Origin of the sequence: Goekera deserti (assembly GCF_010685995.1) — a bacterium.
GTDB lineage: Bacteria > Actinomycetota > Actinomycetes > Mycobacteriales > Geodermatophilaceae > Goekera > Goekera deserti.
The window spans coordinates 1-26,328 of sequence record NZ_JAAGWK010000030.1 but is presented as its reverse complement, the minus strand read 5'-3'; the positions used below and the strand labels follow the sequence as shown (position 1 = coordinate 26,328).

25 protein-coding genes are annotated in these 26,328 nt (G+C 76.6%); 17 read left to right on the top strand and 8 right to left on the bottom strand.

Annotated elements, in window-relative coordinates:
* The first annotated feature begins 424 nt into the window (after positions 1-424).
* Positions 425-3,499 (top strand): hypothetical protein, encoded by a 3,075-nt coding sequence (locus G1H19_RS19205; protein ID WP_162392385.1) that lies wholly within the window; start codon positions 425-427, stop codon positions 3,497-3,499.
* 129 nt (positions 3,500-3,628) lie between these two features.
* On the opposite strand, the gene G1H19_RS19200 is transcribed toward G1H19_RS19205, so the two are convergent.
* Positions 3,629-3,994, bottom strand: a complete 366-nt coding sequence (locus G1H19_RS19200; RefSeq protein WP_152727293.1) for a hypothetical protein — start codon at positions 3,992-3,994, stop codon at positions 3,629-3,631.
* A gap of 273 nt (positions 3,995-4,267) precedes the next feature.
* Positions 4,268-4,558 (bottom strand): hypothetical protein, encoded by a 291-nt coding sequence (locus tag G1H19_RS19195; RefSeq protein ID WP_152727294.1) that lies wholly within the window; start codon positions 4,556-4,558, stop codon positions 4,268-4,270.
* 258 nt (positions 4,559-4,816) lie between these two features.
* Here G1H19_RS19195 and G1H19_RS19190 point away from each other — a divergent pair, with 258 nt between their 5' ends.
* Together G1H19_RS19190 and G1H19_RS19185 are read left to right on the top strand one after the other, a co-directional pair.
* Entirely contained in the window at positions 4,817-5,170 is a 354-nt protein-coding gene (locus G1H19_RS19190) for an STAS domain-containing protein (protein WP_152727295.1), read from the top strand.
* Positions 5,171-5,208: 38 nt separating this feature from the next.
* Positions 5,209-6,156, top strand: a complete 948-nt coding sequence (locus G1H19_RS19185; protein ID WP_152727296.1) for an alpha/beta hydrolase — start codon at positions 5,209-5,211, stop codon at positions 6,154-6,156.
* Between the two features lie 6 nt (positions 6,157-6,162).
* On the opposite strand, the gene G1H19_RS19180 is transcribed toward G1H19_RS19185, so the two are convergent.
* Positions 6,163-7,008, bottom strand: coding sequence for a DUF1206 domain-containing protein (locus G1H19_RS19180; RefSeq protein WP_152727297.1), 846 nt, complete (start codon positions 7,006-7,008; stop codon positions 6,163-6,165).
* 111 nt (positions 7,009-7,119) lie between these two features.
* On the opposite strand from G1H19_RS19180, the gene G1H19_RS19175 reads away from it, so the two are divergent.
* Positions 7,120-7,734, top strand: coding sequence for a hypothetical protein (locus G1H19_RS19175; RefSeq protein ID WP_152727298.1), 615 nt, complete (start codon positions 7,120-7,122; stop codon positions 7,732-7,734).
* A gap of 595 nt (positions 7,735-8,329) precedes the next feature.
* On the opposite strand, the gene G1H19_RS19170 is transcribed toward G1H19_RS19175, so the two are convergent.
* A complete protein-coding gene (locus G1H19_RS19170; protein WP_235927937.1) occupies positions 8,330-9,535 on the bottom strand; it encodes an MFS transporter in 1,206 nt (401 codons plus the stop codon).
* Between the two features lie 101 nt (positions 9,536-9,636).
* Between G1H19_RS19170 and G1H19_RS19165 the strand changes: the two genes are divergently transcribed.
* The 10 genes from G1H19_RS19165 to G1H19_RS19120 all read left to right on the top strand — a co-directional run bounded on the left by G1H19_RS19165 (position 9,637) and on the right by G1H19_RS19120 (position 17,793).
* Entirely contained in the window at positions 9,637-10,164 is a 528-nt protein-coding gene (locus G1H19_RS19165) for a SigE family RNA polymerase sigma factor (RefSeq protein WP_162392384.1), read from the top strand.
* On the top strand, positions 10,161-11,681 hold the full coding sequence (locus tag G1H19_RS19160; protein ID WP_152727299.1) for a hypothetical protein: 1,521 nt from the start codon (positions 10,161-10,163) through the stop codon (positions 11,679-11,681). Before G1H19_RS19165 ends, G1H19_RS19160 begins: the two co-directional genes overlap by 4 nt.
* Entirely contained in the window at positions 11,678-11,833 is a 156-nt protein-coding gene (locus G1H19_RS19155; protein ID WP_162392383.1) for a hypothetical protein, read from the top strand. Before G1H19_RS19160 ends, G1H19_RS19155 begins: the two co-directional genes overlap by 4 nt.
* 91 nt (positions 11,834-11,924) lie before the next feature.
* Positions 11,925-13,217, top strand: coding sequence for a cation:proton antiporter (locus G1H19_RS19150; RefSeq protein ID WP_152727300.1), 1,293 nt, complete (start codon positions 11,925-11,927; stop codon positions 13,215-13,217).
* 33 nt (positions 13,218-13,250) lie between these two features.
* The gene (locus G1H19_RS19145) at positions 13,251-13,808 is read left to right on the top strand and encodes a GNAT family N-acetyltransferase (RefSeq protein WP_322099343.1); all 558 of its coding nucleotides are present in this window, start codon (positions 13,251-13,253) and stop codon (positions 13,806-13,808) included.
* Between the two features lie 73 nt (positions 13,809-13,881).
* Positions 13,882-14,313, top strand: coding sequence for a hypothetical protein (locus G1H19_RS19140; RefSeq protein ID WP_152727302.1), 432 nt, complete (start codon positions 13,882-13,884; stop codon positions 14,311-14,313).
* A gap of 455 nt (positions 14,314-14,768) precedes the next feature.
* Positions 14,769-15,482 (top strand): phosphodiesterase, encoded by a 714-nt coding sequence (locus G1H19_RS19135; protein WP_193616471.1) that lies wholly within the window; start codon positions 14,769-14,771, stop codon positions 15,480-15,482.
* Between the two features lie 84 nt (positions 15,483-15,566).
* The gene (locus G1H19_RS19130) at positions 15,567-16,049 is read left to right on the top strand and encodes a MarR family winged helix-turn-helix transcriptional regulator (protein ID WP_152727304.1); all 483 of its coding nucleotides are present in this window, start codon (positions 15,567-15,569) and stop codon (positions 16,047-16,049) included.
* Entirely contained in the window at positions 16,046-17,347 is a 1,302-nt protein-coding gene (locus G1H19_RS19125) for an MFS transporter (protein ID WP_162392381.1), read from the top strand. The genes G1H19_RS19130 and G1H19_RS19125 overlap by 4 nt, the downstream gene beginning before the upstream one ends.
* Positions 17,344-17,793 (top strand): hypothetical protein, encoded by a 450-nt coding sequence (locus G1H19_RS19120; protein WP_152727305.1) that lies wholly within the window; start codon positions 17,344-17,346, stop codon positions 17,791-17,793. The genes G1H19_RS19125 and G1H19_RS19120 overlap by 4 nt, the downstream gene beginning before the upstream one ends.
* A 15-nt stretch (positions 17,794-17,808) precedes the next feature.
* Here G1H19_RS19120 and G1H19_RS19115 read toward each other — a convergent pair whose 3' ends face one another.
* Positions 17,809-18,840, bottom strand: a complete 1,032-nt coding sequence (locus G1H19_RS19115; RefSeq protein WP_162392380.1) for a glutathione S-transferase family protein — start codon at positions 18,838-18,840, stop codon at positions 17,809-17,811.
* A gap of 293 nt (positions 18,841-19,133) precedes the next feature.
* Positions 19,134-19,889: a hypothetical protein gene (locus tag G1H19_RS19110; protein ID WP_162392379.1), complete on the bottom strand. Its 756-nt coding sequence runs from the start codon at positions 19,887-19,889 to the stop codon at positions 19,134-19,136.
* 216 nt (positions 19,890-20,105) lie between these two features.
* Here G1H19_RS19110 and G1H19_RS19105 point away from each other — a divergent pair, with 216 nt between their 5' ends.
* Positions 20,106-22,889, top strand: coding sequence for a S8 family peptidase (locus G1H19_RS19105; RefSeq protein ID WP_152727306.1), 2,784 nt, complete (start codon positions 20,106-20,108; stop codon positions 22,887-22,889).
* Between the two features lie 73 nt (positions 22,890-22,962).
* On the opposite strand, the gene G1H19_RS19100 is transcribed toward G1H19_RS19105, so the two are convergent.
* Positions 22,963-23,817: a formate/nitrite transporter family protein gene (locus G1H19_RS19100; RefSeq protein WP_152727307.1), complete on the bottom strand. Its 855-nt coding sequence runs from the start codon at positions 23,815-23,817 to the stop codon at positions 22,963-22,965.
* Positions 23,818-24,037: 220 nt separating this feature from the next.
* Between G1H19_RS19100 and G1H19_RS22730 the strand changes: the two genes are divergently transcribed.
* Complete coding sequence (locus tag G1H19_RS22730) at positions 24,038-24,325, top strand: hypothetical protein (RefSeq protein ID WP_193616463.1); 288 nt, start codon at positions 24,038-24,040, stop codon at positions 24,323-24,325.
* Between the two features lie 62 nt (positions 24,326-24,387).
* On the opposite strand, the gene G1H19_RS19090 is transcribed toward G1H19_RS22730, so the two are convergent.
* Entirely contained in the window at positions 24,388-24,990 is a 603-nt protein-coding gene (locus tag G1H19_RS19090; RefSeq protein WP_152727308.1) for a hypothetical protein, read from the bottom strand.
* A 574-nt stretch (positions 24,991-25,564) separates the two neighbouring features.
* On the opposite strand from G1H19_RS19090, the gene G1H19_RS19085 reads away from it, so the two are divergent.
* Positions 25,565-26,328, top strand: a 764-nt coding sequence (locus tag G1H19_RS19085) for a DUF222 domain-containing protein (protein WP_204282704.1), incomplete at its 3' end; no start/stop codon positions are given.

Sequence of the window (26,328 nt, the reverse complement as noted above, 5' to 3'; positions counted from 1 at the left end):
GGCCGGCGCCCCCGCACCTGCTGCACCGCGGCGCTGGTGGCGATCGAGCCGGTCGTGGACGGGCGCACCACGGCGACGGTCGCGCCGGGCGGCCACCCGCGCCCGCTGCTGGTGCGCGCCGACGGCACCGTCGAGCGGGTCGGCCACACCTCACCGGTGGTCGGCTGGGACCCGTCCGCCCGCTCCGCGGAGACCTCGGTCGCGCTGCACCGCGGCGGGCCCGCGACGACGCGGCCGTCCTCGTGGTCGGTGTCCGGTGGGCGTCGTCGACGGCCCGGTGACCCGGCTGCTGGGCGTCGCCGGTGTGCGCTCCTGGTTCGAGCACGCCTGACGTCCGACCACATCAGGTGTCCGACCACGCCTGACGGGGCCCGGGCCCGGCCTCGGGCACCGCCGCGCGACCATCCGCTGACATGCTGCGGGGGTGGCCGCACCCCACCCCGCCGGCAGCCCGCCCACCACCACCGCCGAGCTGCGCCGCCGGGTACTGGCCGCGTGGGCCGACTCCCCGGCCCGCTTCCGGGAGGACGCGAACGCCGAGGAGGACCTGGTCCGCGGGGGCTACCGCGACCGGCTGCTGGTCGAGCTGGCGCAGAATGCCGCCGACGCCGCTGCCCGCTCCGGGCAGCCGGGCCGGTTGCGGCTGGAGCTGACCGGGGACCGGCTGCGGGCCGCCAACACCGGCGCACCCCTGGACGACGCCGGCGTGCAGGCGCTGGCCACCCTGCGCGCCTCCGCCAAACGCGGCCCTGTCGACCCCGGCTCCGCCGAGAGCGCCGCTGCCCCGGGCGCCGGGCCCGGGGCGGGCGAGGGGCCCGTGGGCGGGACGGTCGGCCGGTTCGGCGTCGGGTTCGCCGCCGTGCTGGCGGTCAGCGACGAGCCGGCGGTGGTCTCCCGCGGCCGGTCGGTGCGGTTCTCCGCCGCCGACACCCGGGCGGCGGTCGCCGCCGTCGGTGCGCTGGCCGGTGAGCTGGCCGCCCGCGACGGCGCCGTGCCGGTGCTCCGGCTGCCGTTCGACACCACCGGCACCCCGCCCGAGGGCTTCGCCACCGAGGTGCTGCTGCCGCTGCTGCCCGGGGCCGTCGACGTGGTCCGCGCGGCGCTGGCGCAGCTGGACCCCGCGCTGCTGCTGGCCCTGCCGGCGCTCGCCCGGGTCGACGTCGTGCTCGACGGGCACACCCGCACCGTCACCGCGGCCCCCGACGGTGCGACCGTGCGGCTCACCGACGACGACCGGACCACCACGTGGCAGGTGCTGCGCCGCAGCGGCGAGCTGCCCGCCGGGCTGCTCGCCGACCGGCCGGTGGAGGAGCGCTGCCGCCGGGACTGGACGCTCACCTGGGCGCTGCCGCTGGACGACGAGGGTCACCCCCGGCCGCTGACCGGCGCCCAGGTGCTGCACGCGCCCACCCACGGCGACGAGCCGCTGTCGCTACCGGTGCGGCTGGTCGCCCCGTTCCCGCTGGGACCCGACCGGAGGCGCGTGCTGCCCGGCCCGGTCACCGACGCCCTGGTGCAGGAGGCCGCCGCGGCGTTCGCCGACCTGGTCACCGCGCTGTCGCCCGACCCGGCGCTGCTGCGGCTGGTGCCGCCGGTCGGGCTGGCCGCCGGCGAGCTGGACGCCGCCCTGTGCCGGGCCGTGCTCGACCGGCTGACCCGCAGCGCCTGGCTGCCGGCCGCCGACCCGGAGGAGCCGGCGCTGCTGCCGGCGCGGGCCGTCGCCCTGGACGACGCGACCGGGCCGCGGGTGGCCGCGCTCACCGGTGTGCTGCCCGGGCTGCTGCCGCACGACTGGTCGCGCCGTCCGGACGCCCCGGTGCTGCGCGCGCTCGGCGTGCGCCGCGCCGGCCTGGCCGACGTCGTCGAGGCGGTGCGAGGCGTGCGGCGCCCCCCGGCGTGGTGGGCCGGCCTGTTCGCGTCGCTCGAGCACGCCGACCGCGACGAGCTGGCCGCGCTGCCGGTGCCGCTGGCCGACGGGCGCACCGCGCAGCGGCCGGCCGGGGTGCTGCTGGCCGACGACGGTCTGCCCGTCGCCCGGCTGGCCGCGCTCGGCCTGCCGATCGCCGAGCCGGCCGCCACGGCCGGTGCCGCCCGGCGGGTGCTCGAGCGGCTCGGCGCCCGCCCGGCCATCGCGGCCGCCGTGCTCGAGGACCCCGCCGTCCGTGCCGCGGTCGAGGACTCGCTGGACCGGGCCGACGAGGTCGACGCCCCCGGTCCGTGGCAGGACGGTCCCGACCCGGAGGAGCTCGCCGCCACGGTGCTGGCACTGGTGGCCGCCGCCGGCACACCGGCCGGTGCCCTGCCGTGGCTGGCCGAGCTCGCGCTGCCCGACGCCGACGGCGGCTGGGCCCCGGCGGGGGAGCTGGTGCTGCCCGGCTCCCCGCTGGAGGGGGTGCTCGAGCCGGGTGCCCTCGGGCGGCTCGACCCCCGCTTCGCCGCCGGCCGGGACGGCGACGCGCTGCGGGCCGTCGGCGTGCTGGACGGCTTCGCCCTGGTGCGCGCCGACGACCCGGAGGAGCTCGACGTGGACCGGGTCGGGGAGTGGGTGGACGCCTGCCTGGACCGGCTCCCGGCCGGCACCCCGCCGGGCTGGCCGCCGGTGGTCGCCGTGCGGGACCTGGAGCTGGTGGCCGACTGGGACCGGGCGCTGCCGCTGCTGGCCGCGCTGCCGGCCCAGGTGCGCGACGACGTGCGGATCGGGGACACCCTGGTGCCCGGCTACCTGCGCTGGTGGCTGCGCACGTCACCGGTGCTCGGTGGGCGCTGCCCGGACCGGCTGCGACACCCCGACGCGCACTCGCTACAGGGACTGTACGAACCGGCCGAGGCGTCACCGGCCGTGCTCGACCTGCTCGCGCCCGCCCGCTCGGTCGCCGACCTGCTGGCCGACCCGGACGGCGCCGAGGAGCTGCTGACCCGGCTCGGCGACCCGCGCCGCACCGTGCAGCCCGACGTCCTGCGCACCGTCTACCGCGCGCTGGCCGAGGCGCTGCACGGCCTGGAGGTCTCGCCCCCGGCACGGGTGCGGGTGGACGTCGACCGGGTGGTGCCCGACGCGGTGGTGCTGGACGCGCCGTGGTTGCAGCCACTGGTCGACCAGCCGCTGGTGCCGGCCGGGGGTGCACCCGGGCCGGTCGCGGACCTGCTGGACCTGCCGCTGGCGAGCGAGACCGTCCAGGCCCGCGTGACCAGCCGGCCGGCCCGCGTGGTGCCGTGGGCCGACGTCCCGGGGGCGTCGCTGGCGGCCGCGCGGCTGGGCCTGCGCGAGCTGCCGGGGCAGGTCGCGGTGCACACCCGGCTGACGGTCACCGGCGGCGTCGAGGTGGGCTGGTGGCCGGGCGACGCGGACGGACCGGACGCCACCGACGGCACACCGGCCGCCCTGGGCCGGGCGCTGGCCTGGCGGCACGGCCGGTGGCCGTCCCGCCAGACGCTGGCCGAGGCCTTCGCCGCGCCGGACGCCGCCGGCGCCCTCGCTGCCGAGGACGCCGTCGACTGAGCCCACCGGCCGGCGGCCTGACCTCGTCGGGCCCGTGTCAGGAGGTCGTGGACCTGAGGCCGGGGTCGCCGGTCAGGTGCTCCCGGTCAGGTGTTCCCGGTCTGGTGCTCCGGGTCAGGTGCAGCCCGGTCAGAACCAGCGGGGGGCCGCCTGGGCGCCGGGTGCGTGCCCGTGCGTCGTCGGGCGGCCGCCGGACCGGCCCCCGCCGCGGCCGCTCGCGCTGGGTGCCCGGTCCAGGTGCGACCAGGTGCGGTGCAGCGACGCCCACTGCTCGGCGGTCAGCGCCGAGGCCCGGGACGTGGGCGCGATGCCCTCGTGGTGCAGCCAGCGGGCCCCCTCCACACCGGGCAGCTGGGAGCGGAGCGCGGCGCCCAGGGCGCCGCGGGCACCGAGCAGGGCGGTGGCGAGCCGGTCGAAGGACGCGTGATCGGCCTCCGGCAGCTCGGCGCGGGCAGCGGCGGCGGCGCCGTCGAGGGCGGGGTGCGGGCGGGACATGGGTGCCTCCAGGCGGGTCACGGCAGAGCGGGGGCCCGGCGCGGGTGCCGGGGAGGGGGCGGCCGGACGACGGGGGTCGTGCCGGCCGGCCGGGCACGAGGGCGGCCGGGCGACGGCAGCGGTCGCGTGGCCCGGGACGTGCGGGCGGCGGGAGCCGCGGGACACCAGCGGTGTGCGGGGACTCAGGAGGCCATGGGCCGACCGTAGGCAGCGGGCGCGACGCTGTCGACGGGTTTTGCCACCGACCGGGCCGCGGCTCCGGCGGCGGGCAGGTCAGTGCCGGGCCTTCTGGGCCCGCTTGGCCTGGCGCGCCTCGTAGCGGGCCTTGTCCCGGGCGCGGGCGTCCTTGGTGCGCTCGCGGTGGGCTGCCCGCTTGCGGGCCCGCGCCAGCTCGCGCTCCTCGAAGCTGGGCGCCTCGTCCCAGGTGGCTGCCAGCGGCACCACGGCCGCGACGCCCGCGCCGAGGATGGCGAGGAAGGCGGCCACCACCGGGTCGAGGGTCAGGAACAGCAGCGTCGCCACCACGACCCAGACCGCCACCGCCGTGATCAGGGGCTTCCGCATGACCCCGAGTATCCGCGCCGCGGCACGGGTCGCCCCTGCCGGCTCGGTGACCTGGGTCGCAGTCCCCGCGAGCTGTGCCCGGGCTGTGCGTCGACCCGCGGGTGGACAGGTGGGCAGCGGAGCGCTTGCCCTTCACCGAGCGCTGAGTACGTTGGGGCCAGCGGTTCAACCACCAGCCGCGACCCGGTGTCCACCCTCGGCCGGCTCGCATGGTCATCGTGGCCTGTCGTCTGGCACCTGATCGCTCTGAGAGGTGCCATGACCATCACGACGTCCGCCGTCGCCCCCGTGCCGTTCCAGGTCGAGGTGACCGGCTCCGCCCCCGTCCGTACCGTGCTGGTCACCGGTGAGGTGGACACCGTCACCGCCCCTGCGCTCCGTGCCGCCCTCGAGTCGGTGGCCGGTGAGGGCACGTCGACCGAGGTCGTCGTGGACCTGTGCCGCGTCACGTTCCTCGACTCGGCCGGGCTCTGCGCCCTGGCCGCCGCCGCGCGCGTCGCCGACGACGCGGGCGCCGGCATCCGGGTCCGCTGCGCCACCCGGGGCGTCGTCCGGGTGCTGCAGCTCACCGGGCTGTGGGAGTCCCTGAACGCCGAGCTCGTCGGCAGCTGACCCGGCCGGGTGGCCACGCCGTCCAGCACCATGGGCGCATGACGCCGCCGACGGACCCGCTCGACGAGCTGCACCCCGAGGTCCGCGCCCTGCTGCCCCGGCTGGCACCGCTGCTCGGACCGCCCGCCCAGGCGGTGGGGCTCGACGTGGCCCGTCGGCGGTTCACCCGGCTGCTGGCCCTCGGGCTCGCCGGCGCACCCGACGTCGCGACCTCCGACCTCGACCTCGGCGGCGGGTTGCGCGCACGCCGGTACGCTCCCGCGCCCGTCGGCGCCGGGACCACCGTGGTGTTCCTGCACGGCGGCGGCTGGACGGTCGGTGACGTCGCCGACTACGACGGGCTCACCCGTCGCATCGCCGCGGGCTGCGGCGCCGTGGTGCTGGCGGTGGACGTCCGCCGGGCGCCGGAGCACCCGTTCCCCGCGGCCGTCGAGGACGCCGTGCGGGGCACCCGCTGGGCCCTCGATCACGCCGCCGGCCTGGGCGGCGACCCCTCCCGGGTCGCCGTCGCCGGGGACAGCGGCGGGGGCAACCTGGCCGCCGTCGTCTGCCAGCAGCTCCGGGACGCCGGGGGAGCGCAGCCGGCCGCGCAGCTGCTGCTCTACCCGAACGTGGCCCGCGGTGCCGACCAGCCGTCGGTGGCCGCGTACGGCGACGTGCCGTTCCTGACGCTGTCCGACATGGCCTGGTACACCCGCCAGTACGTGCCGCCCGGCACCGACCTGGGCGACCCGCGGATCAGCCCGTTGGAGGGCGACCTCGCCGGGCTGCCGCCCGCGCTGGTGGTCACCGCCGGGGTCGACGCGCTGCGCGACTCCGGCCGCGCCTACGCCGCGGCGCTGGCCGCGGCCGGCTCGCCGGCGGAACTGCTCGACCTGCCGGGGCTGCCGCACGGCTTCGCCCACCTGGTCGCGCTGAGCAGCGCCGCCGAGCGGGCCCTGGACGACGTGCTCGCCCGCCTCGGCCGGTTGCTCACCCGGGACTGACGCAGGTCAGGTGCGCTGCGGGTAGCGGGCGCGGAAGAAGCAGAAGACGCCGTACGCGGCGATGCCGAGGGCGACGAGGGTGAGCAGCAGCTTCCCGAACGGGGCGTCCAGGATGGTGCGCATCGCGCCGTCCAGGCCGCTGGCCTTCGCCGCGTCGTAGGTGATCGCGGCGTAGGTGAGCAGCACACCGACGACGCCGAGCGCGACGCCCTTGGCGATGTAGCCCACCGTGCCCAGCCGCTCGATCAGGCGGCGCTGGCCGGGGGAGGCGTCGGCGACGTCGATCTCCTTCATGAAGCTCTGCTTCACGCCCTTGACCACGTGGTACACCCCGACGCCGAGCACGACCAGGCCGGCGACGCCCACCAGGAACCGGCCGCCGGGCAGGGCGAACACCCCGGAGGTGGCCTGCTGCTGCTGGCCGGAGCCGGAGGACCCGCCACCGGTGGCGTTCTGCACGCAGAGCACGGCCAGCGCCAGGTAGACGACGGTCTTGGCGACCGACTTCACGATCCCGACCGTGGCCTCCTTCTTCTCCTCGCCCGAGCCGGAGAGCCCGCGGCGCTGACGGAAGACCTCGGCGAGCTGCCATGCGGCCAGCGCGACGAGCCCGACGGCGAGCACCCACAGCAGTGGCTTGCCCACCGGGCTGTCGGCCAGGGTCTGCAGCGCGCCCGACTGGTCGGCGGACTGCCCGCCGCCGCTCCAGGCGAGCTGCAGCGAGAGCCACGCGATGAGCAGGTGCACGATCCCGTAGGCGATCAGGCCCACCCGGGCGAGTCCCTCGAGTGCGTCCCCGTCCGCGCGCCGGGCGGTGTCCGCCGCGGATCCGGCCGAGTTGCGGGCAGTCATCGTCGGGCCTCCGTGGTGTGCTGCGTGGTGCGAACCGCCCCCGGGTGCGGAGCGTGGCACAGCAGCGGGGCCCCCGCCTCCCGAGACGGCCGGACGGGGGACACTGGGGGCGTGGAGTGGACGATCGAGCAGCCCCGGACGCAGCAGGAGGCCCGCCTGAGCGCCGGCCGGTACGTGGCGGCGGCCTGCTGGGTCGCGCTGGTCGCCGTCGTCGCCCTGGTCTGGTCCGGCCACGGAGCCCAGGCGCTGCTCGGCGCCGTCGGGGTGTCCACGGCTGCGCAGGGCGCCACGCTGCTGCGGCTGGCCCGGGCCGGGGGGCCGGTGCGGGCGCCCTGGTTGGCCGCGACGATGGTGATGGCCGGGGTGGTCACCGTCTTCCTGGCCCTGCTGCCGGCCGTGGTCGCCGGCTGGGTGCTGCTCGCCGCGGTGGCCGTCGTCCCGGTGGTGCTGGCGGTCCGGCTGCCGGAGCTCGGTGCGCTGCCGCGGGCACTGGCCGTGGCGGTGCCGGTGGCCGTGGTCGCCGGTGTGGTGCTGACCTCCCCCGGAACCGCGGTGCGGGCGGTCACCGTGCTGCTCGCGCTCGGGCTCGCCGGTGCCGCTGTGGCGTTCGCCGTGCAGGCCCGCCGGTTCGCCGTGCAGGCCGCCCGGCCCGCGCCGGCCGCCCCCGCCGGCTGCGGGGGCTGCGCGTGCGCCGCCGGTGGCTGCGGGGCCGCCCGGCTGGGCTGATGCGGTGCGGCCGGGCCGGTGCGGCCCGTCCGAGCGGACGCGGCGCGCGGTGCCGGCGCGTCGGTGAGGCCCGTGCCACCCCGCAGGGGTGCGTGCGTGCCCGGCGCACCGGCGGGTGGTGCCGACGCTGGGCCGCGCCCGGGGCACGGCCCAGGTCCCACCGGTGTGGCCACGAGCCGGCGGGACCGTCCCCCACCCGGCTCCCGGCTCGACGCCTCGCCGTCACCGGTGGGGGGTGCTGCTCACCAGCGCAGCGGTCGGATGGCGCGCGACTCGGCAGTGTGACAGGTACGGCAGTGCCCCCAGCTGACCAGCCGCATGGGAGTCGTGGCCTCCCCGCACTCCGGGCAGGCGACGATCTCGGCCGTGGGGGGCTGGGCGGCGGCGATCTCCACCGTCCGGGCCTCGTGGATGGACTCGTCGCCCTTGCAGGGGCAGCCGAGGTGGTCGTCAGCGCAGCGTCCAGGGCGGTCGGCGATGGTGGTCCTCCTGAGGTCGTGGACGACGCTACCGACAGTCGGGCCCCACGCCCCCGGTCGATGCGCAGTCGTTACGGACCGGCGCCGCCCCACCGCCCGGACGGGTGAGGTGCCGGTCAGGCCCGGCGTGGCACGCGGGGCATCGCGAGCGCCGCGACCAGGGCGAGCCCGAGCACCCCGGCGCTCACCCCGAACGCGGCCTGGTACCCGGCCCGGTCGGTGAGCCAGCCGGCGACGAGCGGCCCGGCGACCGCCCCGAGGTCGGCGACCATCTGGAACACCGCCACCGCCCGGCCGCCCTGCCGGGGGCTGACGTCGCCGACCAGTGCCGCCGGCACGCTGGACAGCAGGGAGGCGCCCAGCCCGAGCGTGCCCATGGACAGCAGGAACACCGCGGTGCCGGGCGGGAAGGCCAGCGCCGCGATCGACGACGTGGTCAGTGCCGTGCCCAGCACCAGCGCCGGGCGACGGCCCCAGGTGTCGGCCAGCCGGCCGGCCCGGAGCAGGGCGACGGCCTGGGCCACCGATCCGACGAGCAGGCCGGCCCCGGCCCAGGCCACCGACTTGCCCAGCTCCTCGGTCACGTACAGCGGCACCAGCGAGCTGCGCACCCCGAACAGCATCCAGCCGACGCCGAGGTTGGCCACCAGCGCGGCCAGGTAGACCCGGGAGCGCAGCGCCGCCCGCAGCCCGCCGTCGGCGGCCGGCCCCTCCGGTCCACCGGGGCCGACCCGGCCGCCGGGCGGCGGCCCGGGGGCGCGGCTGAGCAGGCCGGCCGAGACGAGACCGGCGGCCAGCAGGAAGCCGGAGTACAGGAAGAACGGCAGCCGGGGCGACAGCTCGGCGAGGAAGCCGCCGGCGGCGGGCCCCGCGATGCCGCCGAGCACGAACCCGCCCTGGAACGCGGCGGTGGCCCGCCCGCGCTGGTCGGCCGGGGCGCTGCGCAGCAGCAGCGACAGCGCGGCCACGGTGAACATCGCGCTGCCGATGCCGCCCACCGCCCGCAGCGCGACGAACAGCGGGAAGTTCCCGGCCAGCGCGGCCAGCCCGGTGCTCACGGCGACGACGACCAGCCCGGCGGTGAGCACCAGGCGCTCGCCGAGCCGGTCGACCAGCGCGCCGCCGGCGAAGGCCGACACGAAGCGGAACAGCGCGAAGGCGCTCACGGCCAGCCCGACCGCCGTCGTCCCGACGCCGTAGGAGCGGGCGAACAGCGGGATGGCCGGGACGACGACCCCGAACCCCAGCGCGACGACGAAGGCGATGAGCGCCAGCACGCCGACCTCGCGCGGCAGGGGGGTGGCCGCGCTCCGTCTGCTCACGGACGGTGATCCTCACACGGCTCGGGCGGGACCTGGGGATCCGCTGTCAACCTCGGGGGCGTCCCACCGCGTGTCCAGGGTGTGGACCACGAGGGGGACGGGTGAGCAGCGACGAGGACGAGGCGTTCCGGGACTTCGTCGCCGGGCAGCGGCGGGCGCTGCTGCGCACCGCCTACCTGCTGGCCGGCGACCACGGGCACGCCGAGGACCTGGTGCAGGTGGCGCTGCTCAAGACCCACCGGCACTGGGCCCGGGTGATCAGCCGGGGCGACCCGACCGCCTACGTGCGGCGGGTGCTGGTCACCACGCACACCAGCTGGCGGCGGCGGCGCGCCAGCACCGAGCAGGTGCTGGAGACGATGCCCGACCAGGCCGGCCCCGCCGTCCCCGAGCGGGACGACGAGCTGCTGCACGCCCTGCGCACGCTGCCGCCGCGGATGCGCGCGGTGGTGGTGCTGCGGTTCTACGAGGACCTGTCCGAGGCGCAGACCGCCGAGCTGATGGGCTGCTCCGTCGGCACCGTGAAGACCCAGTCGTCCCGGGCGATGGCCCGGCTGCGTGACCTGCTCACCCCCGCCGCGCCGGACCGGCCGGTGCCCACCACCTCCCGGAAGGCAGGACGGCCGTGACCGCCGACAGCACCCTCGAGAACGACCTGCGCGCCCGGCTGCACGCCGCCGCCGAGCACGGTGCGTGGCACCCCGGGATGGGTGACGACGCAGCGGTGGACGACGTGCTGGAACGCCGCCGGGTGCAGCGCCGCACCCGGGTGGCCGTGCTCTCCGCGGCCGCGTGCACGGCCCTGGTGGTGGCGATGGTGCCGCTGCTGCTGGGTGCCACCGGCCCGGCGGGCCAGACGGCGACGCCGAGCGCCGTCCCTCCCTCGTCGGACGGCGTCACGGACGAGTCGATCCAGGCGCAGCTGCCGGTCGACCTGCTGAGCGCGCCCACGCGTGGCTCGCTGGCCGGGGACGCCGCGTACGTCGAGGCGGTGCGCACGGCGGACTGGACGGACCTGTCCGGCGGCTTCGCCCAGGTCGCCGACCGGCGGGTCGCCTTCGTGGGTGATGTCCCCGGCGGGCGCTGGGCGCTCGTGGTGGGACAGACCGGTGGCCGGCTCGCGCACCAGTGGTTCACCGGTCCGCCCGGCGCCGCGGCGGGCGAGCTGGTGGCCGACCGCAGCGGTGTCGAGTCCGAGGGCGACGCCTTCGTGTACGTGTTGCCCACCGGCAGCCACCAGGCACCCGGGTCCCCGCCCGGTGCCGGCACCGAGCTGACCGAGGTCGACGAGCTGACCGTCGTCGTGGTGGCCCAGCCCGGGGACGTCGTCCAGGTGTCCGACCGGGTGGTGGTCGAGGCCGACGGTGCGGTGAGCCGCGACTTCGTGCCTGCCCCGGGCGGGGACGGGGTCGCGGTGACGCAACTGCCGGGCACCGTCCTCGACACGTCGGAAGGGTCCTCCTCCGCGGTGTTCCGCCTGGTGCGGGACGGCACCGCGGGCCCGGTGCGCACGCTGGGGCTGAGCGACCCGCTCGTGCTCACCGACCCGCCGCCGCTCGACCTGCGCCCGCTGCGACCCGGCAGCAGCGACGTGTCGCCCGACCTGGTGCGCTTCGCCGCGGTCGAGGTCGCCCGCCATGTGGGCCTGCCCGCCGACCAGCTGGACCCGCAGGTGCTCTGGTCCGGGCCGGTGTCCGCCGGTGACGGGCAGATCAGTGTCGCCATGGTGGCGTTGCGGATGCCGTCCGGCGCCCTGGTGGTCAACACCGCCTACGCAGTGATGACCCCGGGCACGTCGGCACGTGACACCCCGCTGTCGGCAGTCGGTGGGTGCGGTGCCGAGACGCACGCCGAGACAGCGGTCGTCGACGATCTGGCGGTCCTGTCCCGCTGCTCCGTCCCCGGAGACCTGGGCGCCCGAGAGACCGTCTACGTCGGTTCCGCGCCGCCGGTCGCCCAGGAGATGCGCGGGGCCGGCACCTACGGGAGCGACGAGGCCTCCTGGGTGGTCCGGCTCGACCAGGGCCACGGGTCACTGGCCGGCGGGGAGTACGACACCGCCTCCTTCATCGGCCCCGGCTACGCGCTGCTCGACCAGCCGGTCGCGGTCGACCCGGCCGACGTCCTGCTCGGCGGACCCCGGTGAGCGCCGAGCCGGCGTCGATCGTCGCCGCCCGACAGCTGGCCGAGGAGGCCGCGGTGCGGCGGCTCGCAGTCCCGGTGAGGCCGCTCCGGCGGGGGGACCGGCAGCGGGTCGCCCTGCTGGAGCGGCGGCGGGCGGCCCGCGCCGCCCGCTGAAACCGGGTGCGACCGGGCGCTCCCGACCCCGCCACCGGTCCCGACCCGCTCGCCGCGCATGGCCGGCGACCGGTCCGGGCACAGACAGACGATGGACCCGACGCCGCTCGTCTTCCTCGGGGTGGGGACGGCAGCACTGCTCGCTGCCGTCCTGCCCCGACTGCTCAGCAAGGCGCCGATCTCGTTGCCGATGGTCTTCGTCGCGGTGGGCATCGCCGCCTTCTCGCTGATCGAGGGCCTGCCCGACCCCGACCCGATGGCCCACCCGACGATCACCACCCACCTCGCCGAGGTCGTGGTGATCGTGTCGCTGATGGGGGCCGGTCTGGCGCTGGACCGGCCCATCGGGTGGCGGCGCTGGTCGTCCACCTGGCGGCTGCTCGGCATCACCATGCCGCTGTCGATCCTGGTCATGGCACTGCTGGGGCACTGGGTCCTGGGGCTCGGTGTCGCCGCCGCGGTGCTGCTGGCCGCGGCCCTGGCCCCGACCGACCCGGTGCTGGCCACCGAGGTGCAGGTCGCCGAGCCGAGCGAGGACGTCGACAGCGAGGACGAGGCACGCTTCGCGCTCACCTCGGAGGCAGGCCTGAACGACGGCCTGGCGTTCCCGTTCACCTATGCCGCGATCGCCATGGCGACCGTCGGCGCGGCGCCGTCGCGCTGGCTGGGCGAGTGGCTGCTGCTGGACGTGCTGTGGCGGATCGCCGCCGGCGTGGTGATCGGCGTGGCCGCCGGCTGGCTGCTCAACCGGCTGTTCTTCTCCCGCCCGGCCGAGCGCCTGCACCTGGCCGAGCGGTCCGAGGGCTTCGTCGCCCTCGGGGCGATCGCGCTGGCCTACGGGGCGGCCGAGCTGGCCGAGGGCTACGGGTTCATCGCCGTGTTCGTCTGTGCCTGCGTCATCCGCAGCGCTGAGCGCGCGCACGGCCGGCACGCGGTGCTGCACCAGTACGTGGAGACCCTCGAGCGGCTGCTCACCGTGGCCGTGCTGGTGCTGCTCGGAGGTGCGGTGGCCCGCGGCATCCTCGACGGCATCGGCTGGGTGGAGATCGTCGTCGTCGCCGTGCTGCTGCTCCTCGTCCGGCCGCTGACCGGGCTGCTCGGCATGTCGCTGCGGGGCAAGACCGGCAGCCGGGAGCGCGGCGCCATCGCGTTCTTCGGGGTGCGCGGCATCGGGTCGATCTACTACATCGCCTACGCCCTGGGCGAGGCCGACTTCGGCGACGAGGCACGACTGTGGTCGTTGGTGGCGCTGGTCGTCGTGTCCTCCGTCCTGCTGCACGGGGTGACCGCCACCCCGGTGATGAACTGGGTCGACCGGCAGCGGCGTCGGGCCGCCGAGCAGGAGCACGGGGACGCCGACAAGGCCTCGGTCACCGCCGTGTGAGCCTCCGCCCGGTGGCCCGGTCCGGCGGGCAGGATCACCGGGTGCCCCCCCGTCCTGCACGCCGCGCTGCCCGCCGGGCTCTCCGACGGCACCGTCACGCTGACGCTGATCCAGCCCCGGCACTGGCCGGTGGAGGTGGCGCTCGCCGCCGACCCGGACGTCGTCCGCTGGACGATGTACCCGGCCGGGCTGGACGAGGCCGGCGCCCGGGCACGGATCGCCGACCTGCGCGAGCGGGTCGAGCGCCGGCAGGCCGGCCGGTACGTGGTGACCGGCCCGGACGGCGCCGCGGCCGGCACCGCCGGCATCGTGGCCGGCCGCCGGGGTGCGCCCGAGGTGTTCTACGCGCTGCTGCCCGCGGCGCGGGGACGTGGGCTGGCCACGGCGGCGGCCACGCTGCTCACCCGCTGGGCGACCGGGGCTGGCCACGAGCTGCTGCTGCTCATGACCCTGCTGGGCAACGTGGCCAGCGAGGCGGTCGCGCACCGCGCCGGGTACGTCCGCGCGACGGTGGAGGAGGTCGTCGACCCGGACGGCGCCGTGGTCCGGCTGCGCCGCTGGGAGCACCGACGCATCGTGCCCGTGCCGTGACCGCCGGTCGTCGACGGCCGGGCGTGCGGTGGCCGCCGGGCACTCGGGGGAGCCGATGGGGGACGGTGGGCGCATGACGATCACCCCCGACCTGCTCGAGGCGGAGCTCACCCTGGTGAGTGCCACCGCCCGTGTCGAGTTCCTGGTGCGCCGCCAGGCCGCCTCGCCCAGCCAGAACGTCGCCGGGGAGGACGACTTCTGGTTCCAGGTCGACGCGGTGGGCTCCGGCCTGGACCGGCCCGAGGCCCTCGAGCTCGTCGCCCTCGCCGAGGTGATCGCCCGCAAGCTGGCGGAGACCCGGGCGGTCGGGGTCGAGGCCGCGCTGCGCGCCGGGGCCGGCTGGGACGAGATCGCCGCCGCGGCCGCCGTCGACCCGGGCACGGCCTGGGACCGGCACGACGGCTGGGTCCGGGCGCAGGCCGAGGCGCACCGCCGCGGGCAGGCCGGGCTGGACGACGCCTCCGCCACCGCGGCCCACGCGCTCGCCGGTCCCCGCCCCCGCTGACCCCCGCCCCCGCTGAACCCCGCCCCCGCTGAACCCCGCCCCCGCTGAACCCCGCCCCCGCTGAACCCCGCCCCCGCTGAACCCCGCCGCCGCCGGACCTCGCCGCCGTTCCTGCCGCGTCGCCCGGCGGGCGGGACGCGGCGCGTCGCGCGGGCGACACCCGGGCGGCCGCCCAGTCGCAACGTCGGTGTCACCGACCCGTCATCCAGCGCTCCTACCGTTGCCGGTGCGAGGGCGTCCTGGAGCAGACGGGGCGCGGGACCGACCAGGTGAGGAGGTCGCCATGCCGGCGACCCGTCGAGCACAGTGGCCCTGCGAGAACTGCACGAGGACCAACCCGGGCGACCGCAAGCGCTGCGTCGACTGCGGTACCTCCCGGAACTGACCGGCCGCACGCAGACCCGCCCGACCGGCGAGGGGTGAGTCGGCCGCCGGCGAGGTACACCCCTGGCGTGATGGACGTCTTCTCCGGGACCGGTCGGGTCATCGCGATGGGCATGGCCGCCGTCGCGCGGGTCACCGACACGAAGCCGATGCACCCCAGTGGGGTGGTGAGCGCCGCGGTGCTCGAGCGGCACGGCCGGGCGACCCCGGTCGGGGTGCCGTGGCTGGACGAGCCGGGCAGCGACGACGCCGTGCTGCGGCTGTCCCGCTCGTTCGGCCTGCCATCGGTGCTGCCCGACGTCCTCGGGTTCGCCCTGCGCGTGCCGGGGGAGCGGCCGGTGGACCTGCTGCTGTCCACGACCGGGTCCGGGCGGTGGTCCCGGCTGGTGTTCCTGCCGCGGCACGACGCCGGGAGCACCTACGGCTCGGTGATGGCCTTCTCCTCCCCGGCCGGGTCGGTGCGGCTCGCCGCATGGGCGACCGCCGGGCTGCCCTCGGCACCGGACGAGCTGGCGGTCCGGGTCGCCGGCGGCGGCGTCGAGTTCGTGCTGGCCGCCGCGGTGGGTACCGGCGACGCCGAGCCGTTCGCCCGGGTCCGGGTGACCGGGCTGTGGGCGCCGCTGGACCCGCCGCTGCACTTCGACGCAGTCCGGCACGCGCCGCCCGGGCTGCCGGCGGCCGGCCCGATCGCCCGGATGCGGGTGCCCGCCTACGCCGCGGCCCGGGACGCGCTGGGCGACCCGCTGGGCGACGGGGCGCCGGCCGGCCACGCTCGCCCGCGCTGACCGGTCCGCCGCGCCGACCGCGCTCACCCCGGTCGAGGCGTACGGTTGTTTGCGTGATGGCAAGCAACTGAATCGGGGGCGACCGTGGACGAGATCCCCAGGACGGCGACCAGGCTCCGCGCGGCGGTGGCCCGGATCGACCGGCTGCTGGCGCGCGACGTGGTGGGCAGCGGCCTGACCCGCACCGACTTCTCGGTGCTGGGCGCGCTGTCCCGGGCCGACAGCCTGCGGCTGGCGGACCTGGTCGACCGGGAGCGGGTGCACCCGACGATGCTGTCCCGCGTCGTGGGCCGGCTGGTGGGCGCCGGCTGGGTGACCCGGCTGCCCGACCCGGACGACGGCCGTGCGGCGCTGCTGAGCATCACCGACGCCGGCACCGTGCTCTACCGGCGGTTGCAGCGCGAGCGCGCCGCCCGGATCGAGACCTACCTCGACGGCCTGGACGACGAGCAGGCCGGGCGGCTGGCCGCGGCGCTGCCGGTGCTGGAGGGGCTCGCCGACCACCTGACCACCGGCGGCGAGCCGCCGCTGCAGGCCGCGCGGGCCCGGGCGGAGGTCGGCCGGTGACGAGTCCCCGCGTGCTGGTGCACCAGACGTTCGCCGCGCTGGACAACCCCAACTACCGCCGCTACACCGCCGGCCAGTGCGTCTCGCTGATCGGCACGTGGATGCAGACCGTGGCCCAGTCCTGGCTGGTGCTGCAGCTCAGCGGCTCGGCCACTGCCGTCGGCCTGGTCGTGGCGCTGCAGACCCTGCCGGTGCTGGTGCTCGGCCCGTACGGCGGCGTGGTCGCCGACCGGGTGGACAAGCGCCGGCTGATGATCGCGTTGCAGGCGACGATGGGCGTGCTGGCGCTGGTGCTGGCCGTGCTCACCCTCAGCGGGGCGGTGACGCTCTGGCAGGTGTACCTGCTTGCCTTCCTGCTCGGGGCGAACAACACCTTCGAGAACCCGGCCCGGCAGGCCTTCATCCTGGAGATGGTCGGCCCGGAGCACCTGCGCAACGCGGTCAGCCTGAACTCGGTGATCGTCAACGTCGCCCGGGCGGTCGGGCCCGCCGTCGCCGGCATCGTGATCGCTGCCGGCGGCACCGGCATCTGCTTCGGAGTCAACGCGGTCAGCTTCGCCGCCGTCGTCCTGTCGCTGGCGCTGCTGGACACCTCCACGCTCACGCCGTCGGTGCCGGCCGCCCGGGCGAAGGGGCAGTTGCGCGAGGGCTTCGCCTACGTGCGGCGCACCAGGGAGATCGCCGTGCCGCTGCTGATGATGGCGCTGGTGGGCTGCCTGGCCTACGAGTTCCAGGTGACCCTGCCGGTGTTCGCCGAGGACACCTTCGGGGGCGGGTCGCAGGCCTACGGCTACATGACCGGGGCGATGGGCGTCGGTGCCGTGGTCGGCGGGCTGGTGGTGGCCGCCCGCGGCCGCACCGGCATCCGCACGCTGGTGGCGCTGGCCGCGGCGTTCGGCGTGGTCATGGCCGCCGCGGCGCTGGCGCCGACGCTGGAGCTCGCGCTGCTGGCCATGGCCGCGGTCGGCGCGGTCAGCGTGGGGTTCCTGTCCACCGGCAACAGCACCCTGCAGCTGAGCGCGGACCCGCAGATGCGCGGCCGGGTGATGGCGCTGTGGGCGGTGGCGTTCCTCGGCTCGACCCCGATCGGTGGCCCGCTCGCCGGCTGGGTGTCCGACGCGTTCGGTGGCCGGGCCGGGCTGCTCCTCGGCGCCGTGGCCTGCCTGGTGGCCGCCGCGCTGGGCGCGCTGGCCGTCCGCCGGCCGGGTGGCGCGGCCGAGGGGGCGGGTGCAGCGGCCGACACTCGGGCCGCTGCCGGCCACTCCCGGGCAGCGGGCGGTGCCACACTGCGCCGGTGAAGCAGCAGCTCCTGCTCATGGCGGCGGCCCTGGCGATGTGCGGCATCGTCGTCTGGGCGCTGTCGTTGCAGCCCGAGCCGGACGAGCGCGTCGGCGTGCCACCGGTGGCCGAGAGCGGGGACGACCGGCTCGCCGACCTGGACCTCGGGCCGTCCACCGCGCGACCGGGTGCGGGTGCCGAGCCGGAGGTCGCCTGGGTCGACGGCGGCGCCTACCTGGCGGTCACCGCCCCCGGCAGCTCGTCCTGCCCGGTGGGCCCGCAGCGGGTCGAGGCCGAGGGGCAGCAGCTGACCGTCACGCTGGGCCCGCTGTACCCCGGCGAGCGCGACTGCACGGCCGACCTCGGCCCGCACGTGACCGTCGTCGAGGTGCCCGCCGGGCTCGACCCCGACCGACCGGTCACCGTCCTGCTCGACGGCGCACGCCGCACCCTGCCCCCGGTCTGACCGGTCGCAGGCTGTTCAGACGCTCACCGAGCCGCCGGCGCCGTGCTCGGCCGGCACCTCCTCGCCGTCGGCCACCGGGCCGGGCGGCGTGCCGTCGCCGAAGGGGGAGCCACCCAGCTCCTCGCGGCCGTGCGGGGTGAGCCAGTTCGCGGTGTCCGGGCCCTGCGGCACGACCTGCGTGGGGTTCACGTCCCGGTGCACGACGTAGTAGTGCCGTTTCACCTGCGGGAAGTCGATGGTGTCGCCGAAGCCCGGGGTCTGGAACAGGTCGCGGGCGTACGCCCACAGCACCGGCATCTCCGACAGCTTCTGCCGGTTGCACTTGAAGTGGCCGTGGTAGACGGCGTCGAAGCGGGCCAGCGTGGTGAACAGCCGCACGTCGGCCTCGGTGATCGTGTCGCCCATCAGGAACCGGCGGTCGGCCAGCCGCTCGGCCAGCCAGTCCAGTGCGGTGAACAGCCGCGTGTACGCCCGGTCGTAGGCGCGCTGCGACCCGGCGAACCCGCACCGGTACACGCCGTTGTTCACCTCGGTGAACACCCGCTGCATGACCTCGTCCATCTCCGCGCGCAGGTGCTCGGGGTACAGCTCCGGGGCGCCGGCGCGGTGGTGCGCTGTCCACTGGGTCGAGAAGTCGAGCGTCATCTGCGCGAAGTCGTTGGTGACCACGGCCCTGGTCGGGACGTCGACCATCGCCGGCACCGTGATGCCGCGCGGGTACTGCGGGTCGCGGGCGAGGAAGGCCTCCTGCAGCCGCTCGTGGCCCAGCACCGGGTCCCGGCCGTCGGGGTCGAGGTCGAAGGTCCAGCTGCGCTCGTCGTGCGTGGGACCGCAGATGCCCATCGAGAACGCGTGCTCCAGCCCGAGCAGGCGGCGGACGATCGTCGCCCGGTTCGCCCACGGGCAGGCGCGGGCCACCACCAGCCGGTAGCGGCCCACCTCGACCGGCCAGCCGCTGGACCCGTCGGCGGTGATCCGGTCCTCGATGTAGTTCGTGTCGCGCTGGAAGTCCTGGCCGGGCTCGACGTAGCCCTTGTCGTTGCTCACCGCCCCAGCCTGACCGATGCCGGCCGCCGCCGCCGGACCGGCCCGGGATCGGCGCCGTCCGAGCACGCGTGCAGCTGAGGTGGGTGCCCGCGACGAGGGCGGCCGAGGTGGGGTGCAGCGGGACGTGTCACCCCCGGGTGACGCTCCCCGGGCGACCCGGGGGGCGGCGCCGACCGGCTGACCGCGGCCCGGGGGGCGGGCCGCCGCCGGGTCCGGCACCGGGGGCGAGGGGTGCCGCCGGATGCGACACCTCCAGGTGACGCTTCCCGTGGGAGGCGACCCGGGAGGCCGGTTCACGACCCGGCGGTGTGCCGCCGCCACTCGTCGGTGTCGGTGCCGAGCGCCACCGCGTGGGTCAGCCGCAGGCTCCCGCTCAGCCAGAGCAGCACGTCGTGCAGCCGCAGCCGGGTGAGCCGGCGGCCCAGCAGCTCGGCCACCTGTGCCTCCAGCTCGGCGAACGCTGCCTCGTTGGCCACGAGCTCGCGGTGCACCACGGCGTGCAGGCCGCTGTCGCCCTCCAGCACGTGCGGCAGCAGCTGCAGCCGGGTGGTGCGGTGCACGTGCGGGAACAGCCGCGGCCGCCGGTGGTGCAGCGCCGCGGTCACGTACTCCGGGTGCGGCAGGGTGCCGATCTCGCGCAGCGCGGCGCCCACGGTGCCCGGCTCGCCGAGCACCGACAGCTCGTCGGCCGGGAGCTCCCAGAAGGCGCGGTCGGCCGCCCGGGCGACGGCGGCCTCGGCGGGGGAGCGGGCGGAGTCCAGCGCCGCCCGCACCGACGACCAGGTGGCCGGGTGCAGCCGGCCGTGCAACGCCTCGGCGACGAGCACGTCGCCGTCGACGTCGTCGGTGGCCGGTTGCGCGTCGAAGCGCTCGTAGCCGAAGGCGGGCACGTACACCCAGGTGCCGGCCGGGTCCGAGGGCGGCCGGAAGCGCAGCGGTCGCCGTCCCCGGGCGTAGCCGAGCACCGCGGCCAGCGCGGTGTCCAGGTGCAGCGGGAACGGTCCGGTGCTGGGCAGCCGGAGGTCGGGCGGCGCAGCAGCGTCGGTCACCACGTCCCCCGTCCCCGCGCGGCAGCGGTGCCGCCGGCCCGGGGTGCCCCGCGCCGCTGCGATCGTCCCGCACCCGGGGCCGGTACGGCACCCTCCGCTCCATCTCACCCGTGCGGGGGTGACCCGGCGGGCGCGGGCTCCAGGCGGGTCACGACCCTGCCGAAGCACACCGGGCCATGGCTGACGAGCAGCCGTGCGCCGACGGAGAGGTACCCGATGGCCGAGACGCGGCGCGGAGACGAGCAGACGACGGGCACCGCCGTGCCCCGGGCGGGCAGCAACCGGCGCAAGGCGGTCGCCCTGCTCGCGGCGGTGACGACCGGTTTCGCCGGTGCGGCCGCGGTGGACGTGGCCATGGCCGCTCCCGCCGTGGAGGTCGTGGCCGACCTCGGCCCGGCCGGGGACGGCCTCACCCGCCTCGTCGTCACGTCCGCGGCGGGTCCGGTCACCGACGAGCAGCTGGCGGCCCTCGCGGCCGTTCCGGGCGTCGACTCCGTGCAGCGGCTGTTCGACGGCTCCGCGCTGGTGGCCAGTCAGGGGCTGACCCCGCAGGCGCTGGGTGCCACGGTGCCCGGTGCGACGGTGCGGCTGTCCGAGACGGCGAGCTTCGACGCCGGCACCGTCAGCGACCCGCTGTGGTCGCGCTACGGCTACCACCTGGCCAACAACGGCTCCAACGGTCTCAACCAGGCCGCCGTCGTGGGCGCGGACGTGGACGCCCCGACCGCGTGGAAGGCGGGCACCGGGCAGGGCCTGGTCGTCGCCGTGACCGACAGCGGCATGTTCACCTCGCACGCCGACTTCGCCGGTGGGCTGTGGACCAACCCCGGCGAGGTGTGCGGCTCCCCGCTCGACAACGACGGCAACGGGTTCGCCGGGGACTGCCACGGCTGGAACTTCTACCGCGCCAACGCCGACGTCGTGAACGACGGCGGCAACAGCCACGGCACCCACGTGGCCGGCATCATCGGCGCCCGCAAGGACGACGGCATCGGCCTGGCCGGCGTCGCCCCGGACGTGACGATCATGCCGCTGGCTGTCGGCTACGGCTCCTCGGTCGACGTGTCCGCGGCGTCGGCGGCGATCGTGTACGCCGTCGACAACGGCGCCGACGTGATCAACGCGTCCTGGGGCGGGCAGGGCCAGGTGCCCTCGATCCTCACCCAGGCCGTCGACTACGCGAACTCCCGGGGCGTCTTCGTGGTCGCCGCGGCCGGCAACAGCTCGCTCGACATCGACGCCAACCCGTTCTTCCCGGCCAGCATGACCCAGCAGAACGTCGTCACGGTGGGTTCCAGCGACGCCTCCGACCGGGTCAGCGGCTTCTCCAACCACGGCGCCGTCGGCGTCGACCTCTTCGCCCCCGGCAGCGGCATCGTCGCGACCGGCACCAGCGCCGGCTCCTACGTGGCCATGAGCGGCACCAGCATGGCGGCGCCGGTCGTGGCCGCCGCGCTCGCGCTGTACAAGGGCCGCTACCCGAACGCCACGCTGCCGCAGCTGCGCCAGCAGCTGCTCGCCGACGCCACCCCGCTGCCGGCGTTCACCGGGCGGTCGGTCACCGGCGCGCGGCTCTCGCTGACCAACCTCGGCAACTCCGCCTCCGCCCTGACCTACGGCTTCACGTCGATGACGGCGGTGCCCGGCCCGGTCACGCCGCAGATCGTCGCCTCGGGCAGCAGCCCGGCCGGTGACTACTCGGTGCGCCTCGGCCTGGGCATGGAGTACGCCGGTGAGGTGCTGGCGCTGTCCGGTCAGCCGATCACCCTGGCCGGCGTCACCGCCACCACCGACGACACCGGCGAGGCCGTCTTCGCCCTCGGCCCGCAGCCGGCCACCGGGTCGCGGGTGCTCGCACCCACCACGACCCTCGAGGCCGGCCGGTACGTGCTGACCGTGCAGACGTTCCTCGGCGACACCCCGCTCGGCAAGCGGTACGCCGCGCCGCTGCTGGTGCAGCCGAAGGTCGCGCCGGCGCCGGCGCCGACGTCACCGGCCGCGCCGACCACGGCGCCGGGTGCCCCCACCACCCCGGCCGCGGGCCCGACCTCCACCGCGCCCCGGACGACGGCACCGGCCACCTCCTCGGCCGCCGCCCCCACGTCCGCTGCCCCGACCGGCTCCACCGCGGCGCCCACGTCGTCGCGGCCGGCCACGGCCCCGTCCGCGTCGGTGGCTCCCACCTCGGCGGCCGCTCCGACCAGCGGTGCCGCACAGCCGACGGCGGCGGCCCCCACGACCAGCCGGGCGCCGGGCAGCTCCGCGGCCCCGACCTCGGCCGCCACCACGGCAGCGCCGACGTCGTCGCCTACGGCCACCTCGGCCCCGACCACCGCGGCCCCGACCTCCTCGGCGGGGGCCGCGCCGACCGGGGCGGCACCGACCGCGGCGCCGACCAGCTCCCCGGCCGTGGGCACCACGACGCCGGGTGCGCCCTCGACCGGCAGCGCCCCGGGCGGCAGCAACACCAAGACGTACCCGCCGCAGGGGCCGTGGCAGCTGACGTCGGTCAGCCCGACCACGGTCAGCACCGCCGGCAACACCACGGTGACCGTCACCGGCACGGCCATCCCGCAGGGGGCGATCGTCCGCGTCGGCCCCAGTGGACCGGGCCGGGTCGTCACGGAGTCGACCACGCGGCTGACGTTCAGCACGCCGGCCCTGGCCGCGGGCACCTACGACGTCTTCGTCTTCGGGCCGGACCGGGTCACGTACTCGGTGCTGCCGGCCGCGCTGACCTACGTGGCCCCGGTCGCCTCGCCGACGAGCGCACCGTCGTCGTCCGCTGCCCCGACGCCGCCGGCGCCGGACACCGCCGTCCCGGTGCCGGGGGGCAGCTCGCCGGCCCCGGGCGCCGGCAGCACCCCGGCGCCCCCGGCGCAGACGGTGTTCGCCGGGCCGAACGGCCAGCGCCTGGTGAAGTCACCGGTGCTCGCGAGGACGGCTCCGGCGGTCTGGCGGCAGAACTGCGCCAGCGCCTGCAGCGGCATCGCGGTCTGACCGCACGCACCCCGGCGCCCCCGCCCCGAGCCGACCAGGCCCGGGGCGGGGGCGCCGTGCGTCGTGCGGGTGCTCAGCCGCGCTCGGCGGGTTCCTCGTCCTGGTCGGTCCCCGGCGTCTCGGCCGGCTGGTCGCGCAGGAACAGGTACCAGTAGGACGTCGCCACGAACACGACGGCGCCGACCAGGTTGCCCAGCCCGGCGAGCGCCCAGTTCTCCAGCACGTCGGCCCAGCCGAACCCGGTGACGCCGGCGAAGAGCGCGGCGGGCAGGAAGAACATGTTCGCCACGACGTGGTCGAAGCCCATCGCCACGAAGGCCATGACCGGGAAGAAGACCGCCAGGATCTTGCCCGACACGGTGCTGGCGGCCAGCGACATCCAGACGGCCAGGCAGACCAGCCAGTTGCAGCCGACCCCGCGCAGGAAGGTCTGCCAGGCGGTGTGCCCGACGGCCTTGCCCTCGGCGATCTCGGCCAGCCGCTCGTGGGTGAGCAGCGCCGTGCCGGAGCTGCCGGGCCCGCCGATGACGCCGGTCTGCACCGCGAGGAAGTACGCCACCAGCAGCGCGCCGACCAGGTTGCCCAGCAGCACGAGGGTGAGGTTGCGGGCGACGTCGCCCCAGCCGAGCCGGCCACGCATGGCGCCCAGTGGCACCAGCATCATGTTGCCGGTGGCCAGGTCGGAGCCGGCGACGATCACCAGGACCAGGCCCAGGGTGAAGGCGGCGCCGGTGAACAGGGTGGGCAGCGTGCCCCAGGTCCCGACGTCCAGGCCGGAGGTGACCGTGACGGACACCAGTGCCCCGAAGGAGATGTAGGCGCCGGCGAGGAAGGCGCTGACCAGCACCCGGTCCCAGCTGCGGTGCACCTTCTTCGCGCCGGTCTCGGCGGCGACCTGCGCCATCTCCTGGGGTTCCCGCGCGGTCATCGGTGTCTCCCCGTGGTCGGACCAGCCCGTCCGGAGGGAGTCTGCCGCCGTCCCGCCGGATCGGCGCGCCGGCGGCAGGTGGTGCCGGTACCGGGGTGTGCCGGGTGGCCCTGGTGGGCGCGCCGGCGCCGGGGTGTGCTGGGTGCCCTGGTGGGTGCGCTGGCGCGGCGGCGGCGGAACCGGGATGCTCGGCCGGACCCCAGCCGAGACGAGGCCCCGCGTGAAGTACGTCGTGATCATCCTGCTCGTGGTGGCCGTGCTGCTGGTGCTGCGCGCCCGCAGCACCCGCTCGGCCGGCGCCCGGCCGCGCGGCGGGGACGGCTGGTCCGGCTCCGCCTCGACCCCGGTGTGGCCGGGCGACGGCGGCGCCTCCGACGCCGGCCACCGGGGTGACCGGACCGACGGCTGGGGTGGGTCCGACGGCGGCGGAGGGTCCGGCTGGGGTGGCGGCGGCGGGTCGGACGGGGGTGGCGGCGGAGGGTCCGACGGGGGCAGCAGCGGCAGCTGAGCCGTCGTCGCCGGGCCGTCGCCCGTCAGTCGTGGTCCGTGGGCCGTCGTCCGTGAGTCGTCTCAGCGGGCGAACCAGCTGTCTGCCGGCAGGGTGGGCGGCTCTGGTGCTCGCTGGTCCGGTGGCGTCGGTGGCGTCCACGGCCACAGCTCCTCGACGGCGGCGGCTGCCGTGGCCAGCGGGGTGGCGTCGACGGTCACCACGGTCTCGTCGATGCCCGCCGCGCCGCAGCGGATCGCCACCGTGAGCGGCCCGGGCGGCGGGACCGGGTACAGCCACCAGTCCTGCTCGACCGACCGGTCCCCACCGCTGCCGCCGGCGGTGTTCAGCACCACCTCGCCGCCGGGCGGGCCGCCCGTGCTGGCCGTCCAGCGGCCGTCGGCGAACTCGACGCCCAGCCGGAAGCCGTCCGCGCTGCTGGTGCCGGCCGAGTGCCAGAACAGGTCGTTGAGGTCCGTGCCGCTCTCCCGGGTGCGGACGACCAGCGTCACGCGGACGCCGGTGCTGTAGACCAGCCACGGCGTGAGCACCACGGCGACGTCGTCTCTGCGGGCCATCACCAGGGTCAGCGGGACGACGACCGGCACCTCGTTCTCCGGTGCCTGCATGCGCCGCAGGAAAGCGTCGTGGTCGTCGTCCGAGCCGGGGTGGTGGGTGGTCCACATGGCTGCGGAGCCTGTCCGGTGGCGGGGGAGCGGTCAACGGGGCGGTGCCGTCCGTGGGCGGACCCGGAGCCGTCTCCGCCGGACGGCGTCCGGGTGCGGAGGCTCGTGCGTGGGGCGGTCGTGGTCGGCCCACGGTGGCTCGTTTCTGGTGGGCCGGGTTCGCTCCTGGTGGGGGCGGGTCGCCTCCCGTGGTCGGCTCTGGTCTGTCGGCGATGGTGATCCATCTCTGATGAGTTGGGTCCTGGTCGGCTCGCCGCAGCTTCGGTCGGCCCGGCTCGGACCTGGCGAACACAGGTCGGCCCGGCCCGGCCCGGCCCGGCTCTGGTCGGCCCGGCCACGGGCGACTCGGCTCGGCACCGGTAGGCGCGGCACCGATCGGCTCAGCTCGGCTCGGTGTCGGTCGGTGCGGCTCGGCTTCGAAGGGCTCAGCCCGGTTCTGCTCGACTTCCCTCAGCTCGTTTCGGCTCGACTGGCTCGGACTCGATGCTCGCGAGCAGAAAATCGTCCGAGAAAGTCCTGATCAGCTGCGTGATCGGGCCGGTTTCTGTCGTACCCCCTCCGTAGGTTCGTGGTCGTGGAGGACGGCGGTGGGTTCGGGGTGGCGGTGTCGATCCGCGCTGTCCCGGCCCCTGCTGCGCCGGACTGTTCGGTGGAGTTGCCGGAGGGGGTGACTCGTCGTCCGGCGCGGTTGGGTGAGCTGCTGGGTGTCGATGCGTGGTCTGCGGAGGAGAAGTCGCACGAGTTGCGTCGGGTGGCGGTGATCGAGGCCCAGCTGGCCGCCTACAAGGTGCAGTTGGTGGACTCCCTGGCCGCTGACCGGCCGGTGGTGTGGGACAGGCAGCCCGGTGAGCCGGGTGCCGCCGCTGAGGGGTGGGTGCAGGACGCGGTGGTGGCGGGGGTGAGTGAGTTCTTCGCCGATGAGCTGGCGTTGGTGTTGAACACGTCGCGGACGGCGGCCACGGTGCTCACCGAGCAGGCGCGGGTGTTGCTGCGGGAGTTGCCGGCGACGTGGGCTGCGCTGGCTGATGGGGAGCTGGACTGGTCGCGGGCGCGGGCGCTGGTGGGGGTGTTGGCGGAGCCTGCTCGGGAGTCCGCTGCGGGGGTGGTGGCTGCGGTGGAGGCGGCGGTGTTGCCGAGGGCGGCGGGGTTGTCGGTGAGCGGGCTGCGGGCCCTTGCCATGCGGGAGCTACTGCGTCTGGATGCCAAGGCGGCGGATCGGCGTCGGGCTGCGGCGGCGCGCAACGCCGATGTGGTGGTGCGTCGGGCTGCCGATGGGATGGCGGAGTTCGCGGCGCGGTTGCCGGCGCCGGTGGCGGCGGCGTGCCGGGCGGCGGTGGA